At 65.1% G+C, this 15,908-nt stretch carries 9 protein-coding genes; 5 read left to right on the top strand and 4 right to left on the bottom strand.

Annotated elements, in window-relative coordinates; translation table 11 throughout:
* Positions 1-196 precede the first annotated feature (196 nt).
* Positions 197-1,333, bottom strand: a complete 1,137-nt coding sequence (gene prfB, locus CHEID_RS02540; RefSeq protein WP_112770356.1) for a peptide chain release factor 2 — start codon at positions 1,331-1,333, stop codon at positions 197-199.
* A 144-nt stretch (positions 1,334-1,477) separates the two neighbouring features.
* Between prfB and CHEID_RS02535 the strand changes: the two genes are divergently transcribed.
* Both CHEID_RS02535 and hisN read left to right on the top strand, forming a co-directional pair.
* Positions 1,478-2,359, top strand: a complete 882-nt coding sequence (locus tag CHEID_RS02535; RefSeq protein ID WP_112770355.1) for an inositol monophosphatase family protein — start codon at positions 1,478-1,480, stop codon at positions 2,357-2,359.
* A gap of 633 nt (positions 2,360-2,992) precedes the next feature.
* The gene (hisN, locus tag CHEID_RS02530) at positions 2,993-4,009 is read left to right on the top strand and encodes a histidinol-phosphatase (RefSeq protein ID WP_112770378.1); all 1,017 of its coding nucleotides are present in this window, start codon (positions 2,993-2,995) and stop codon (positions 4,007-4,009) included.
* A 139-nt stretch (positions 4,010-4,148) separates the two neighbouring features.
* Here hisN and CHEID_RS02525 read toward each other — a convergent pair whose 3' ends face one another.
* Positions 4,149-5,825, bottom strand: a complete 1,677-nt coding sequence (locus CHEID_RS02525; protein WP_112770329.1) for an NAD-dependent succinate-semialdehyde dehydrogenase — start codon at positions 5,823-5,825, stop codon at positions 4,149-4,151.
* A 185-nt stretch (positions 5,826-6,010) separates the two neighbouring features.
* Between CHEID_RS02525 and pgi the strand changes: the two genes are divergently transcribed.
* Positions 6,011-7,711: a glucose-6-phosphate isomerase gene (gene pgi / locus CHEID_RS02520; protein WP_112770328.1), complete on the top strand. Its 1,701-nt coding sequence runs from the start codon at positions 6,011-6,013 to the stop codon at positions 7,709-7,711.
* Positions 7,712-7,719: 8 nt separating this feature from the next.
* On the opposite strand, the gene CHEID_RS02515 is transcribed toward pgi, so the two are convergent.
* Positions 7,720-8,604, bottom strand: coding sequence for a DNA-formamidopyrimidine glycosylase family protein (locus tag CHEID_RS02515; protein ID WP_273661226.1), 885 nt, complete (start codon positions 8,602-8,604; stop codon positions 7,720-7,722).
* Positions 8,605-8,689: 85 nt separating this feature from the next.
* The gene (locus CHEID_RS02510) at positions 8,690-13,936 is read right to left on the bottom strand and encodes a DEAD/DEAH box helicase (RefSeq protein WP_273661225.1); all 5,247 of its coding nucleotides are present in this window, start codon (positions 13,934-13,936) and stop codon (positions 8,690-8,692) included.
* Between the two features lie 188 nt (positions 13,937-14,124).
* Between CHEID_RS02510 and CHEID_RS02505 the strand changes: the two genes are divergently transcribed.
* Both CHEID_RS02505 and CHEID_RS02500 read left to right on the top strand, forming a co-directional pair.
* Positions 14,125-14,889, top strand: a complete 765-nt coding sequence (locus CHEID_RS02505) for a 3'(2'),5'-bisphosphate nucleotidase CysQ (RefSeq protein ID WP_112768657.1) — start codon at positions 14,125-14,127, stop codon at positions 14,887-14,889.
* A gap of 164 nt (positions 14,890-15,053) precedes the next feature.
* Positions 15,054-15,893 (top strand): thymidylate synthase, encoded by an 840-nt coding sequence (locus CHEID_RS02500; protein WP_112768656.1) that lies wholly within the window; start codon positions 15,054-15,056, stop codon positions 15,891-15,893.
* The last annotated feature ends 15 nt before the right edge of the window (positions 15,894-15,908 follow it).

Here is a 15,908-nt window from a genome sequence, read left to right as displayed (position 1 = left end):
CCTCAGAACCCGCCACCAGGCAAAACCCGGAAACACCACCCACCAACCGTCCGGGAAAACGCCCCCCACCCCCAAAAAAAGAAAGCCGCTGCGCCCCCACACCAGGCAAACCGGCCCCGCCTCCCAAACCCGCTTTACCTCACCAGCCCCACCAAGCTCCCCACTACCAATCGCCCCCCTAACGCAAGCAGACTGTCTACCTCCCAGTCGCCTCCTGCTGCTGAGCCATGCGCCACCGGATACCAGCCTCCAAAAATCCATCCAGATCGCCGTCTAGAACTTTTGAAGGGTCGTTGACCTCGAAATTCGTCCGCAAATCCTTGACCATCTGATAGGGATGGAGCACGTAGGATCTCATCTGGTTACCCCACGAGGCATTTCCCCCGGCACCTAGCGCATCCAATTCAGCTCGCTCTTCTTGCCGCTTCCGCTCCAGCAACTTCGCCTGCAACACCCGCAGAGCTGAAGCCTTGTTCTGAATCTGCGATTTTTCGTTCTGACACGTCACGACAATCCCCGTCGGATTGTGAGTGATACGCACTGCTGAATCCGTCGTATTCACAGACTGCCCACCCGGACCGGAAGACCGATAGACATCCACCCGAATGTCCGACTCCGGGATGTCGATATGGTCCGTCTGCTCCACAACGGGCAAAATTTCAACTTCAGCGAAAGAGGTTTGGCGCTTGTCCCCACTGCCAAACGGACTGATACGAACCAGCCGATGAGCCCCCTGCTCAACACTTAACGTGCCATACAAATATTCCCCATGAACAACGAAAGTTGCGGACTTGATACCCGCTTCCTCCGCGTAAGAAATATCGTAGATATCAACCTTGTGCCCGGCCTTCTCAGCCCACCGCGTGTACATACGCATAAGCATCTCGGCCCAATCGGCCGCATCCACCCCACCGGCCCCGGAGCGAATCGAAACAACGGCTTCGCGCTGGTCATACTCGCCCGAAAGCATGGTCGTCACTTCCAGGGATTCAATCTCACGACGCAAACTTTCGCGTTCCTCCCCAGCCATTGCGTTTGCATCACGGGCAGCCGTAGGATCCTCGGCTGCTTCCTCCTCGGCCATCTCATACATGACCGGCACATCCGACAACCGCTGCCGCAATCCCCGAATCCGCTTGAGCTGCCCTTGCACACGCGACAACTCAGACGTCACCGATTGCGCGTGCTCCGGGTCGTCCCACAACGACGGATCCGCCGCCTGGTCTTCCAGCTCCCGGACCCGGTCAGACAATTCCTCCAGGTCCAGCACCTTCTCGATCGTGGTGAGCGTGCGGTCGAGGTCGGCAAGATCGGCGGAAACTTCGGGGTGCATAGTCGGCAAGTCTACCCGGGGGCAGGCACAATGGAACGCATGCCTTCTAACCCCTCCTCTTCTGTTTCCGGCGCCGACGCTAGCGGGGGCGATAGTGGCGACCACGGTCCGGTTCCACAGCATCCCTCTCCGGTTTCCGATGACATGGTCTCCGCGCTGGTCAAAACGTTCACAATTGCCCACGCGGACGATAGTGATGAACACCTCGCGCAAGCCCTGGTGTTCAACGCTGGACGGATGGCGTGGCGAATGCGGGAGGCGGGGTTGCAGACGGAGCAGAAGACGTCTGTGAGCGATGTCGTGACTGCGGCCGACCGCGTTGCCGAGGCCTTCGTCGCGGGTGTGCTGGCGAATGTGCGGCCGGAGGATGGGATTCTCGGCGAGGAGGGTGCCGCTCGTCCGAGCACGTCCGGGCGCGTGTGGGTTATCGATCCGGTGGATGGAACATACAATTTTTCGACGGGTTCCGACTACTGGTGCTCGGCGTTGGCACTGGTGGAGGGGGATCCGGATAATCCGTCTCGGCTGATTTTCGGAGCGGTTCATCGGCCAGCAATGGGGTACACGTGGTTCGGCGGACCGGAAACTCCGACGACGTTGGATGGCAAGGCCGTGGCCGGATTTGGGTCGCCGGATTCTTTTGGTCACGACGCCACCAACAGCGCGCCCGAATTAAGTGGTCCGCCGTGCGAATTGACGTGCCTCGGGGGTTACCTCCATCCGGGCGATTTCGCGACACCTGCGATCTGCGACACGTGGGTTTCTGTGGCGGAGAGTTTCGCGACCGTTCGGATGCTCGGTTCCGCTTCGGTGGACCTGGGGTGCGTTTCCACTGGTCAGATTGGGTGTTGGATGCAGCATTCGGTGGCGAGCTGGGACTGGTTGCCGGGGCGCGCCCTCGTGGAGGGCGCAGGAGGTGCGGCAGAGCGGGTCGCGAGCGGTGGTTTGGAGTGGTTCGTGGCGGGTTCGCCGCGGGCGGTGGCGCAAGTGCGCCAGGTGTTGAGCGAGGGCGGCGCGGCCGGATAGTTCGGCGGGCTCAACCCCCTGTCGCTGGGCTCACGCTCCGGCACACCCCCGGCGCTGGGCCCACGTCCCAGCACGGCGAACGCCTTTCAACTCCCCACGGCACCTGCAAGCCTCTCTCCCGGCGCACCGTCCCCCGCCCCACTTCATCGGGATAGCGCCAACACCACTGGCCCCAGTTGGCACGCTTACCCGCTGGATTCACCCCTCCGTGCCGACGCCCCACCAGCACCTTCTGGCCCAGGTGACACTCGCCCACACGACACTTCGCCCCAAGAGGGCCAAAACCCCGGACACTTCCACCCGCCCCACCCGCAAAACCCCAGGAGCCACCCCCAAACACCGTCCGGGAAAACGCCCCCTCTCCCGGTTCGGCTGACTCTTTTCCCGCTGCGAGCCGTCGGGCTCCCTTCCCGCAACCAGCTATCAGCCTCACTCACCAATACGAGCCGTCGGAATGCTGTGTCCCCACCCCGCACTTCCAGAAGGCGAGTTATTCGGCCCAGTCGCTAAGGCCCACTAAGTTTTCCCAACTTCCACTTCAATATTCACGGGTAACGCTGTGCTGCGCGTTTGAGGTGGCGTCCTCAAGATTTCAAGAAGCGCAACCCCACCGAAGACGGTTAGGATGACACCATGAGCGCGACCGAGCCCGGTGCATCCGACCGCAACGCGGCCAACCCACCCGCAACCAAACACGCTAGCGACGGCCGCACCGCACCCCATTCACGACAGGCCAACCCACCCTCAGCAGACCATGCGAGCAATAACCAGGCCGACGGCGGCACCGCAACCGGCCACGCCACCGGCCGCACCGCCGACGACCGCAGTACACCCACCTCGCCGAGCCTCGCGGACGACCTCTACCTCGCCCTCAAGCTCGCCGACGCCGCAGACAAGATCACAATGGCGCGCTTCGAGGCGGAGGACTTGCAGGTGGAGTCGAAGCCCGACCTCACCCCGGTCTCGGATGCGGACACGGCCGTCGAACGCGAAATCCGTGACATCCTCGCAGCTCACCGCCCCGGCGACGCCATCCTCGGCGAAGAATTCGGCGGCAACCCCACGCTGGAGGGCCGCCAGTGGGTCCTCGACCCCATCGACGGCACGAAGAACTTCGTCCGCGGCGTGCCGGTGTGGGCCAGCTTGATCAGCCTCGTCGTCAACGGCGAACCGGTGGTCGGCGTGGTCTCGGCCCCGGCTCTGAGCCGCCGCTGGTGGGCCTCCCAGGGCAACGGCGCGTGGCGATCCTTTGCAGCCCCGGCCGTCGCGAGTCCGGAGCACGTCCCCAGCAGCGCCCCGCGTCGCCTGCGCGTGTCGAAGGTGCGGAACGTCGCGGACGCCTCCATCGCGATCAGCTCCCTTAACGGATGGGCCGAGCGAGGCCTGCGGGAGCAGCTCATCTCCCTCACCGACGAGGCCTGGCGCCTGCGCGGATACGGCGATTTCTGGTCGTACATGCTGGTCGCGGAGGGGGCCGTCGACATCGCCGCGGAGCCCGAGGTCAACCTGTGGGACCTCGCGGCCCTCGTGCCGGTCGTCACCGAGGCGGGCGGGCGCTTCACGTCGTTGGAAGGCGTGGATGGTCCGCATGGCGGTTCGGCGGTGGCGTCCAATGGTCTTTTGCACGACGCCACCCTCAACCACTTCTAGGCCAGCAGTTTCCCCATTGGGGTGTGGCAACGGCGCTCCGGGCCGGGCGGCCTCTAGCCGCCGGAGGCTGTGCCTAGCGGCGGGCGGGGGTGTGGCACCGGCGCTCCGGGGAGCGGCCTGCCTCTACCCGCCGAGGGCGCTACACGCCGAGCGCGAGGTACACCGTCTCCAGGTACTCCTCGATGCCCTCGAACCCGCCCTCCCGGCCAAGCCCAGATTGTTTGACGCCACCAAACGGGGCGCTGGCGTCCGAAATAACACCGCGGTTGACCCCAACCATCCCGGCATCCAACTGCTCCGCGAACTTCATCGTGGCCTCCAACTTCTCGCCCATGACGTACGCGGCCAGGCCGAATGGGGTGTCGTTGGCGATGCGGAGAGCCTCCTCGTCGCTGTCGACGGTCTGGATCGCAAGCACGGGTCCGAAGATTTCCTCGTTGGCGATTTCGGATGTGTTGGACACCCCGCTCAGCACCGTCGGCGGGTACCAGTAGCCCGCGGGATCCAGGTCCGTCGCGGTGAGCAGAGGCGTGTTGGTTTCGGGCGCACCAGCATCGCCGGCGGCCGCGGCGAGCTGCTCGCCCGGTCCACCATCGCCTACGGTGGAACCCTCCTCCGCACCAGCGCCGGTGCTTTTCATCTGGGCCAACTTCTCCTCCGTGAGCCGGTAGCCCCCGAGCTCCACCGTGGCCCCCTCCGCCACAGCCCGCTCCACCAAACCGGCCACCTTCTCTAACTGATCGGCGCTCACCATCGGCCCAAGCGTCGTCCTCGGGTGCGTTCCCGGCCCCAGCACGAACTGCCTCATCCGCTCCACCACGCCTCGCGTAAAGGCCTCCGCCACGTCTCGGTGCACGATGAAGCGGTTGGAGGCGATGCACACCTGGCCGCCGCCGCGCATCTTAGACGCAATCGCCGCCTCCACCGCCCGATCCACATCCGCGTGGGACAACACGACGAACGGCGCATTGCCACCGAGTTCGAGAGACGTTCGGATCGCCCGCTCCGCCGCGGTCGACGCCAACTTCAAACCCACCTCCGTCGAACCGGTGAATGTGAGTTTCCGCAGGCGATCATCCTCGAGAAGCGTGGACACGCGCTTCGCCGAACTCGTCGGCAGCACCTGGAAAACGCCGTCCGGCAAGCCCGCGCGTCGGCACAGTTCGGCGACGAAAAGCATGGTCAGCGGGGTCAACTGCGCCGGCTTGGCGATGAGCGTGCAACCCGCCGCCAGGGCGGGGGCAAGCTTGCGGGTTACCATGGCCAGCGGGAAGTTCCACGGCGTGATAGCCAGGACGGGGCCGACCGGGCGGTGATGCGTCACGATGCGACCGTTTCCGGCCGGGGCCGCGCGGTAATCGCCCCGGACGGCGCAGGCTCGCTCCGAGAACCAGCGGAAGTACTCCGAGCCGTACGTCACCTCCCCCTTCGAATCCGGGAGGGCTCGGCCCAACTCCACAGACTGCAGGGCCGCGAGGTCCTCTGCGTTCTCCATGAGGAGGTCGAAAATCCGGCGCATGATTTCCGCCCGCTCCCTGGTGGGGGTGGCAGCCCAGTCCTGTTGCACTGCGACGGCATGGTCCAGGGCCTCGGTTGCGTCGGCCTCTGTTGCACTGGCGACGTCCGCAAACGGGCGCGCGGTACTGGCGTCCACAACAGAAATAGTTTCCCCATCCCCACCGGGGCGGAAGGAACCATCGATAAACAAGCCCGTTGGGACCCTGATGCTGCGCTCCCCGGCGCGGACGGTGACGGTCGGGGCGGTATCGCCGTGGGTGGGACCGCCGGTGGGTGTGGTCGAGGCATGATCGGTCATGCCAACCACTTTGCCACCGAATGGCCCAACGAGGAGCGGGGCAGGGACTCGGCCTAACCCGAACGACCGGGCCGAAAAACCATTACCGTGGAAAGTGCGAAACCGCCGATTGGCAGGCACCCGACCGGCACCAACAGCTAACAACGAACATCTACCCGCTCTCCCACACTGGAGGAAAAACCACCGTGAACATCCCGGCAAACCCCAAATCCGCAACCACCACTCGCGCCTGGGAAGAACTCGTGGAACGGGGAAAGCAGTTTCAAGGCACCACCTTGCGCACCCTCTTCGCGGAGCAACCCGGGCGGGCGGGCGACATGACCTTCGACGTGGGGCCCCTCCACGTGGACCTGTCAAAAAACCTTGTCGATGGGAGAATTTCCCGGTTGTTGCTGGACCTCGCCCAGGACATGGGGCTCGAGGAATACCGTGCCGCAATGTTCGAAGGTCAGCGTATTAACACCACGGAGAACCGCGCCGTCCTCCACACTGCCCTGCGCATCCCCGTGGAAAAGGAGTTCAGCATCGAAACGTCCTCGGGCCACCAGGATGTCGCCGCGGATGTGCATGACGTGCTCGGCCGCATGCGCGACTTCGTGAAGAAGCTGCGCTCCGGCAACTGGCAGGGTGTCACCGGGCACACCATCAAGAACGTGGTCAACATCGGTATCGGCGGTTCCGACCTGGGCCCCGTCATGGCAGCCACGGCGCTGCGGGCCTACCGGACCTCCGGCATCACACCGCACTTCATCGCCAACATTGACCCGGCGGACGTCACCGCCACCCTGGACGGGTTGGACCCCGAATCCACCCTCTTCGTCGTCTCCTCAAAGACCTTCACCACCTCCGAAACCCTCGCCAACGCCAACGCCGCCAAGTCCTGGCTGTTCGAGAAGCTCGGGGATGCCGGAGTTCCCACCGACAGCGAGGAAGACCGCCGCTCCATCACGGAAAAGCACTTCGTCGCGGTGTCCACGAACGCGGAGGAAGTGTCCAAGTTCGGCATCGACACGGCCAACATGTTCGGCTTCTGGGACTGGGTCGGCGGCCGGTACTCCGTGGACTCCGCGATCGGCCTCAGCCTGATGGCCGCGATCGGCCCGCAGGACTTCATGCGGTTCTTGGAGGGGTTTTACGCTGTCGACGACCACTTCCGCACCGAGCCGTTGGAAATGAACGTGCCTGTACTCATGGCCATGCTGGGAATCTGGTACACCGACATCCTCGGGGCCCAGACCCACGCAGTCCTGCCGTACAGCGAGGATCTGCGCCGCTTCCCCGCCTACCTCCAGCAGCTAACAATGGAATCTAACGGCAAGTCCGTCCGCCTGGATGGGCAAGCGGTGGATCTGCCCACCGGCGAGATCTATTTCGGCGAGCCGGGTACGAACGGCCAGCACGCCTTCTTCCAGCTCATGCACCAGGGCACCCACCTCATCCCCGCGGACTTCATCGGCTTCATCAACCCCCACGACGACGTGACTGCCTCCGACGGCGAGACCAGCATGCACGACATGCTCATGAGCAACTTCTTCGCCCAGACCCGCGTGCTGGCTTTCGGCAAGACCGCGGAAGAACTCGCCGAGGAGGGTGTGGACCCGAAGCTGATCGCGCACAAGGTGATGCCCGGCAACCGGCCGAGCACGACCATCCTCGCGGAGAAGCTCACGCCGGAGGTGCTGGGTGCGCTCATCGCCCTCTACGAGCACATCGTGTTCGTTCAGGGAGTGATCTGGGGCATCAACAGCTTCGACCAGTGGGGGGTGGAGCTGGGGAAGAAGCAGGCCAGCGATCTGCTCCCCGCCGTTCGAGGTGCGGGGGTTTCGGATGCCGGGGATTCCTCCACTGATGCCCTGATCGGTTACTACCGCGAGCACCGGCAGTAGGTCGTCGGCTACTCCCAGTCCTCCCGCCCCACCTGGCATTCGGGGCACCACCAGATGATCCGCTCGAGTTCGGCGGAATCCAACTCCGGATCACCGCCGGCCCACCTCCCCCCAAGGGTCGATTTGCAGATCGCCGCCCCGCACCGACGACAGGCCCGCCCGGCCCGCCCGAAAACGTAGGCTGTCATGCCGGGGCGGCGGTCCCCGGTGAAGACACGTTTCGGCCCGAGCCTGTTCTCCCACATCACGCGCCGCGATAGATCCACTGCCCGCTCCACTCGCTTTAAACCGGCTTCCCCGACGGGGATGGCGGGATGTAGCCCCATGAGGAACATGATTTCTGCCCGGTATTCGTTCCCGATTCCGGCCACGTTTTTCTGGTCTAGCAGGGCCGCGCCAAGCGCTCGTTCCGGGCGGCGCATGATGCGGCGGATCGTTTCGTCGCGGCCGGTGCGGCCGGTGTCTCGAAAGAGGGCGGTGGGGAATTCCGGATCGAGGATGTCTGGCCCGAGGTGGGCGACGGTGGCGTCGTAATCAGATAGGGGGAACAACCGGACGAAACCGAGATCGTGACCGACCAGCTCAATGTCGGCGCCACCTGGGTGTTGGGGGGTGAGGCGCAGCACGATGCGGGCGGTGTAGGCCTGGCGGCGCCATCGTTGCCCGACGGCGTGGATGGACCAGACGCCCTCCATCTTCAAGTGGGTGTGGATTATTGTGTCCCCGACGTGCATGAACAGGTGTTTGCCGTAGGGCCACACGCGGTGGACTAGTTGCCCGTCAAGGTTGGCGGTGGCGAAGCGGGGCACGCGGACGTCCGTGCGGGTGATGGTGCGCCCGGGCATCCACTGGAGGCGGTTGGAGAGCTGCAGAACTGAATCACCCTCGGGCATTGTGACCTCCTATCGTGGTCTGTGGTCTTTCTGGTTCGTCGGTGGGGTGCTGATATTTCTTCCTTTGGACGCCAGCAACCCGGCGCTAGCGCACGGTCAATCCTTTTGGCGTCAACCGCGCCCCGGCTTGAACCCAGGGGCGGGTATCTGCGTCCAGTACCGGCTGGCCGTTGATGCGCTCCACGGTCACCGGGGACAGGCGTCCGGAGCGGATCGCTGCGCGCAGAGCATCGAGGACACCGGAAATGGCCCCGGTATCGGCGGTGGGGGTGTCCGCGAAGCTGAGGGATGGGAAGAGGGTGATACTGCGCCCGCCCCGGGTTAGGTGGGCCAGGCAACGGCCACCGGCGATGACGACGAGGGCTCCGGCGCTGCGCGTGGGAGTGGCGGTGGGGGTTGAGTTCGGGGTTGAGGTGGAGGTGGGGGTGGGCGACGATGCGGGTTGCAGCGGCGCTGGGTTCCCCTCCGCGTTCGGGGACGGCCACGGCAGGGCCGCGCCGAACGGGTTTGCCGGATCCGTCGCGGCCAGCAAGATGGGCCGCGGTTCCGAAGCTGCGTTCTGGGTCGGTTCGGGGGCTGCGTTCTCGTCTGGGACGAGGGCGTCCATGCGCCGAAGCTGATTGATGACGGGGCGGCTAGCAAACTGGGCGCCGCCCAAGCCGTCGATGATGTATCCGCGCAAGACTGCTCCGGAATCTTCCCACGCTGAAAGCGTTCGGTAGGCCTGGGCGAATCCGCCGTCGCTCTTCTCGGCGACGATCGAGCCCCGGGTCACCACGCCGTAGCGGTCCAGCCATGCTTCCCCGAGTGCGACGGCACGGTCTGCGTCGCTGATCCCCTGCGGTTGGGGCACTGCACTCCATCTGCCAGGAACGTTGGAATAGGCGCTCATCGCCGCCCGCCTCGCGCGCGCTTCCTCGCTACGGGCTGTTTGAGTGAAGCTGCTGCGCCCCATCCGCAGCTTCCGCGTGCTCCCCCGACCGCGGTCCCGCCTGGGTGCACGATGGGCGCTCTTACCCGTGTTCCCCGCACTGACGAGACGTGCGCGCAATGGCGCGAAAGAATCCGGGCTGAGCAGGCCGGCATCGAACAGTTCCCACATGGCGGAGTCGATCTCCGTGTGCGCAGCATTCACTGCCGCGGCAATTTCAGCTGCGAGGAAAGCACCACCTGCCCGGACGTGATCGAGAACCTTCGCCGCCACGGTGCCCAGGGTCTGGTCCTGGGCATCGGGGTGCACTCCAGCGAGCAGCGCGGGGGCGATGATGGCTGGCAGGAGGGTGACCAGAGCGTCGTTGCTACCGGCGGAACCACCCCCGACGGCGATGACTTCCCCGGTGTTGAGCAGCTCATCGAGGTCCCCGGGTCGATAGTCCGGGATACGTGCGGGCAGGACCAGGGTTTCCCAGGCGCTGGCGGGTAGGTAGATCCCGGCGAGCTGTTCGATGATGCCCATGAGGTCTGCCCGGTCGGACTCCCCAATCCCGTGCCAGGCCTGGAGGAAGCGAGCGTAAGTCGATCGGCTCACGGGCTCCAGGGCACCACGAGCTGCCGCAAGGGTGGCCGAGCGAAGCCGCCGAAGCAGGGAGGTGTCCACATACTGGGCTTCCCCCTCATCGGACCCGCCCTCGCCCGTGGGCGCAGCAGCAGGTGCCTCCCCGAGGATCTGTGTTGTCCCGCCGGGGAGGTAGGTTCCAGCCTCCAGCCGCCGCTCCTGCACCCAGCGGCGAAGTATCGACTCTGCGGTCGCCACTCCCAGGCCGAACTCCTCTGCAGCAGTGCGGGCCACGATGGGACCCTGGTGACGCATCCACCGCAGAAGCAACTGGTCGATGGCATCCGGAATGGTGGTGGGATCGGCAGCAACCCCGGGAGGCACCGGCACACCGAGCCCATCGCGGAGGAGGGGCACATCCTCCACCACGGCGATCTTCGTCCTGCCGCCGAAGCTGACCTGGGCCAGGCGGTGCGGGATGAGTTCCTTCAGGCCGCGGTCGAGTAGCTCCGGGACGTCCTCCGCTGCGACGCCGCGGGGTTCGAAGCGTTGGGCGATGGCTTCCTGGGTGAGCGGCCCAAGTGAGCGCAGCATGTCCACTACCTGCTCAAGCGTGCCGGCTTTGCGGCCTTCGGCAAGCCACTGCACCGTCTCCACCACCTGGCGGACAATCTTGGGATCCAATAGTAGGTTGCCCCCAGATTTGCCGAGTACGGCCGCGAGCAGCGCCGGATCCACCGCCAAAGCTGCGGCCCGTTCGGCGGAGTCTCCCTCGTACATGAATGCACTGGTGTAGGTGAACAGCAGGGACTCGGCGAAGGCGCCCGGCCCTTCCGTAGTCACTTCGGCGACCCTGATCGCGCCCCGCTGCCCGAGCTGGCGGATGAGCTCGCCCAAACTGTCCAGGTCGTACACGTCGTGGAGGCATTCCCGCATGGTCTCCACCATCACCGGAAACTCCGGGTGAGGCCGCGCCACATCGAGGAGCTGAGCTGCCCGCTGCCGCTGTTGCCAGAGGGGTTGGCGTTTCCCCGGGTTCCGTCGGGGCAGCAGCAAGGATCGGGCAGCGCATTCGCGGAAACGCCCGGCGAACAGGGCGGAGGACCCAACGTTGTCCATCACGTCCGCCAGTACCCCGTCCGCTGGATCCTCCCCGGCCCCCATGCCGAGGTCGAGCTGCGGGAGTACGGCCTGCGTGTCGTCGGACCCATCCTCGGTGCCATTCGCGACGCCTGCAGACCCACTGTGCCCGGTGTGCCCCGCAGACCCTATATGCCCGGCGTGCCCTGTGGGCGAGATCTGCGCTACGGACGAGTCGCCTCCAACACCGCCACGGCCCAACAGCAGGTCAGCGCCCGGCGGCTCCTCCGAGTACGGCAACCGGAGAACCATGCCGTCGTCCCCGGCCACGGCCATCGCGTCGATGCCTGTGTCTCGCTGCAACTGGGCTCCCAGCGCCATCGCCCAAGGCGCATTCACCCCACGGCCCAAGGGGGAGTGAACCACGACCCGCCAATCCCCAATCTCGTCGCGGAATCGCTCTATCAGGATAGTCCGTTCGTCGGGAATGATGCCCGCGGACTCTTTCTGGTTCGCGTAGAACGCATCGAGATTCGCCCGGGTATTGGCGTCCACAAAATCCCGATTCCGAATGTCCCCGGGCGCTCCAGAACCCCAGGATCTACGGTTTTCGCCGATGGCCCGACCCAATTCGACGGGCCTGCCCTCGGCGTCCCCGGTCCAGAACGGCAGCCGCCCGGTGTGGCCTGCCGCGGGGGCGACGATCACCTGGTCGCGGTTGATTTCCAGGATCCGCCAACTGGAGGCCCCCAACGTGAAAATGTCACCCACGCGCGACTCGTAGACCATCTCCTCGTCGAGCTCACCGACCCGGCGCGCCCCGGCCTCCTCCCCCGCGGCGAGGAAGACGCCGAACATGCCCCGATCTGGAATGGTTCCGCCGCTGGTCACGGCCACCCGTTGGGTCCCCGGCCGGGCCACGAGGGTCCCGGCGGTGGCATCATAGACGGCCCTGGGCTTGAGATCCGCGAAGTCCGTCGAGGGGTAGTGGCCGCTGATGAGTTCGAGGGTGGCGTCGAAGGCCTCACGGGGCAGGGCCGCGAAGGGGTAGGCCCGCCGCACCGCCCCCCACCAAGCCTCGACCGATAAGGCGCCGTCGGGGATGGTCTGGGCACCGCTGGGTTCCGCGCTACCCTGCTGGTTCGTATCCCGGTCCTCTCCGCTGCCGATGAGCCCGGCCGTCACGTCTGCCTGCACGGCGGAAGCCACCGTCTGCTGAGCGAGGATATCCAGGGCATTCGTCACAACGTGTAGCGGCTCCAGCTCGCCTCTCAGCATCCGGTCCACGACCACGACGCTGCTCTCGGCGTCCTGCTTGTGCAGCGGGTAGATCGTTGCCCGCGACGTCGCCCCCACCGAGTGCCCCGCGCGCCCACACCGTTGCACCGCCGCGGCGACGGACGGCGGCGCGCCCACCTGTATCACCCGGTCCACCAGCCCCATGTCAATGCCCAGTTCCAGTGAGCTCGTCGCCACCACGCAGCGCAGCACCCCGGACTTCAGGTCCGCTTCGATGTCCGCCCGCTCATCCTTCGACACGCTGCCGTGGTGAGCGCGGGCGATGACGGCCTCCGACCCCGTGACCCGCTCCGACCGCGCCATGAGCTGGGCGGGATCCCGGCGTGTGGAGGCCGCCAGCGATTCCGGGTCATGCTCCCGGGCCCACAATTCGTTCAGCGCGCCCGTCAACCGTTCTGCCGCCCGGCGCGAATTGACGAAGACCAGCGTGGCTCGGTTCTCCATCACCTGGTCGTAGATGGCCCGCTGCACGTGCGGCCAGACCGATCTCTGCTGCGGCAGGGCAGATTCCTTTTCGACGCCACCTTCCCCCCGCGCCCCCGCGCCTGGGTCCTCGCTGACCCCCTCCCCGATGAGCGAGGGGCCGAGCAAAGCCTCGTCCACCAGCGCGGATGGGGCCTCGACGCCAGACGGATCCGGCGCGTCAGCGGCATCCCCTGCCTCGGCTGGGCCCTGCCCGTCGGGCGGATCGTCACCTTCATCCGCCGCAGGCGGGTCCTGGAAGTCTTCGACCACACTGCAGACGTTTACGTCCCAGTCCTTGTGGGTCTTCGGGTTCACCACCGTCACTGGACGGTCACCCCCGAGGAAAGCGGCCACCGTGTCGATCGGGTTGACGGTGGCTGACAGCCCGATGCGCTGCACAGGTTGCCGGGTGATCATCTCTAGGCGTTCCAACGACAGCGCCAGGTGGGCCCCCCGCTTCGTGCCGGCTACCGCGTGAACCTCGTCCACGATCACCGTATCCACTGTCTGCAGCGTCCCCGCGGCCTTTGAGGTCAGCATGAGATAGAGGGACTCTGGCGTCGTAATCAAAATCTCCGGAGGGGTACGCAGCAACCGTGAGCGTTCGGACTGCGGCGTATCCCCAGAGCGCACCCCCACCCGAACCGGGGCGACGTGCGTTTCCATCGCGGCGGCGGTACGGGCGATCCCGGCCAACGGCGCAGCCAAGTTGCGGTCCACGTCCACGCCGAGAGCTTTCAACGGGGAGATGTACAGGACTTTCGTACCTGCCCCCTTACCCTCCGGGGCATTCTCCTGGCGCGTGAGCTGCGACAGTGACCACAAAAAGGCGGCCAACGTTTTGCCCGATCCCGTGGGGGCGACCACAAGAGCGTTCTTTCCAGCGGCGATGGTCGACCACGCCTGGGACTGCACGACAGTCGGCTCCACGAAGACATCGCGAAACCACGCCGCAACAGGCGGGTAAAACTGCTCCAGAGGGTCGTCCAGCATGCCTCAATCCAACCAGACGGCCGGGTCATCACCCATTCGCCCAATTCGAATACATTTTCGACCACAACCCGAATTCCGGCCGTCACCCGGTAACGAGACACATTGAGGGTCACGCTGCACGCGCTATACCACCCGGCCGCACGTCTCCCCCACTGCCGCCAACCCCCAGATGGATTAGAGTTGGCCCCATGACTGCAGACGTGAACGACGCAACGCTGGTGAAGCGTCTAGCGCAAGGCAGCGGCGAGATCCTTAAGGGAGTTCGCAACGTTGGCCTGCTGCGAAGCCAAGAACTGGGTAAAGCCGGAGACTCCCTCGCCCAAGACTGGATCGCCCGGGCCCTGGCTGTTCACCGACCCCAAGACGCCGTGCTTTCCGAAGAAGCACCGGACGACCTGCAGCGTCTTACCAACAAACGGGTCTGGATCATCGACCCCCTCGATGGCACAAAGGAATACGCCAGCGGCCGCCAGGACTGGGCCGTCCACGTCGCTCTCGCCGAAAACGGCGTGATCACCCACGCTGCCGTGGGGATGCCGGACCTCGGCCACGTCTTTCACACCGGGGACATCCACGCCGTCGGTGGCCCCCAGACAAACCGACTGGTGGTGAGCCAGAACTCGGCTCCCGCCATCGCCGAATTCATCGCCGAGGACACCGGCATGGAACTGGTTCTCATGGGCTCCTGCGGCGCCAAAGTCATCTCTGTTGTCCTCGGCGACAACGACGCCTACGTACACGCCGGAGGGCAGTACGAGTGGGACAACGCCGCCCCAGCGGGTGTGGCCCGAGCTGCTGGTCTACACACCAGCCGACTCGACGGCACGGACTTAACCTACAACCACGAGTCCACCTACCTGCCGGACATGCTGGTGTGCCGCCCGGACGTCAAAGACAAGATCCTGGCCAGCGCGAAGAAATTCCACGACGAGCACGGGGGCTTCTCCCTCTGAGCGCCGGGGTGGGATGTGCGGATCGCCGCGCCGGGGTTGGCTGAGCGGATCGCCGCACCGGGGTTTGCTGAGCGGATCGCCGCCTTCTCCCGATTCAACGGTCGGACAGAGCCAGTCGCACCGCCGCTGTGGACGGCCCACACCGGGGCACTACTCTGGCACCCATGAACGAAGCATCTGGCCAAGCTGGCTTGCGCGCGGTAGATGGCGTCCAGACCCCTTATGAGGACCTGCTACGGACAATTCTGCAGCATGGCACGAAGAAACAGGACCGGACTGGCACGGGCACTCGCTCGCTGTTTGCCCAGCAGATTCGCTTTAACTTGGGCGATTCCTTTCCGTTGATCACCACTAAGTCTGTACATATCCGCTCCGTTGTGGGCGAATTGTTGTGGTTCCTCCGCGGTGATTCCAACGTCACGTGGTTGCAGGAACGTGGGATACGAATATGGAATGAGTGGGCAGACGAGAATGGGGATCTCGGCCCCATTTACGGCGTACAGTGGCGCAGTTGGCCGACTCCGGACGGCCAGCACATCGACCAGATTCAAGGGGCATTAGACCTGCTGAAGAGCGACCCCGATTCGCGGCGCAATATCGTGACTGCATGGAACGTCAGCGAACTTCACAATATGGCGCTCCCTCCTTGCCACCTGCTATTCCAGCTATATGTGGCGGAAGGGAAATTGAGCTGCCAGCTCTACCAGCGCAGTGCCGATATGTTCCTCGGCGTGCCGTTTAACATCGCCAGTTATTCTTTGCTCACGCACATGTTCGCACAGCAGGCCAGTCTAGACGTGGGCGAATTTATTTGGACGGGCGGTGACTGCCACATCTACGACAATCATGTCGATCAGGTCAAGCTGCAGCTATCCCGGCACCCCAGGCCCTATCCGCAACTGAAACTACGGAAAGCGGCGGATATGTTCAGCTACGACCTCGATGATGTGGAGTTCGAGGGATACGATCCCCACCCCGCGATTCGCGCCCAGGTCGCCGTTTAACCTCAGCACATAGGA

This window comes from Corynebacterium heidelbergense (assembly GCF_028609845.1).
In the GTDB taxonomy this organism is placed as follows: Bacteria; Actinomycetota; Actinomycetes; order Mycobacteriales; family Mycobacteriaceae; genus Corynebacterium; species Corynebacterium heidelbergense.
The sequence above is the reverse complement of the archived record's forward strand: the minus strand, read 5'-3'. Positions and strand labels throughout refer to the sequence as shown.

What these genes read in the sequence shown, in the direction of transcription:
- CHEID_RS02525 (WP_112770329.1), bottom strand. Translation starts at nt 5,825, where the DNA reads ATGACCGATCATGCCTCGACCACACCCACCGGCGGTCCCACCCACGGC.
- CHEID_RS02515 (WP_273661226.1), bottom strand. Translation starts at nt 8,604, where the DNA reads ATGCCCGAGGGTGATTCAGTTCTGCAGCTCTCCAACCGCCTCCAGTGG.
- CHEID_RS02510 (WP_273661225.1), bottom strand. Translation starts at nt 13,936, where the DNA reads ATGCTGGACGACCCTCTGGAGCAGTTTTACCCGCCTGTTGCGGCGTGG.
- prfB (WP_112770356.1), bottom strand. Translation starts at nt 1,333, where the DNA reads ATGCACCCCGAAGTTTCCGCCGATCTTGCCGACCTCGACCGCACGCTC.
- hisN (WP_112770378.1), top strand. Translation starts at nt 2,993, where the DNA reads ATGAGCGCGACCGAGCCCGGTGCATCCGACCGCAACGCGGCCAACCCA.
- CHEID_RS02505 (WP_112768657.1), top strand. Translation starts at nt 14,125, where the DNA reads ATGACTGCAGACGTGAACGACGCAACGCTGGTGAAGCGTCTAGCGCAA.
- CHEID_RS02535 (WP_112770355.1), top strand. Translation starts at nt 1,478, where the DNA reads ATGGTCTCCGCGCTGGTCAAAACGTTCACAATTGCCCACGCGGACGAT.
- CHEID_RS02500 (WP_112768656.1), top strand. Translation starts at nt 15,054, where the DNA reads ATGAACGAAGCATCTGGCCAAGCTGGCTTGCGCGCGGTAGATGGCGTC.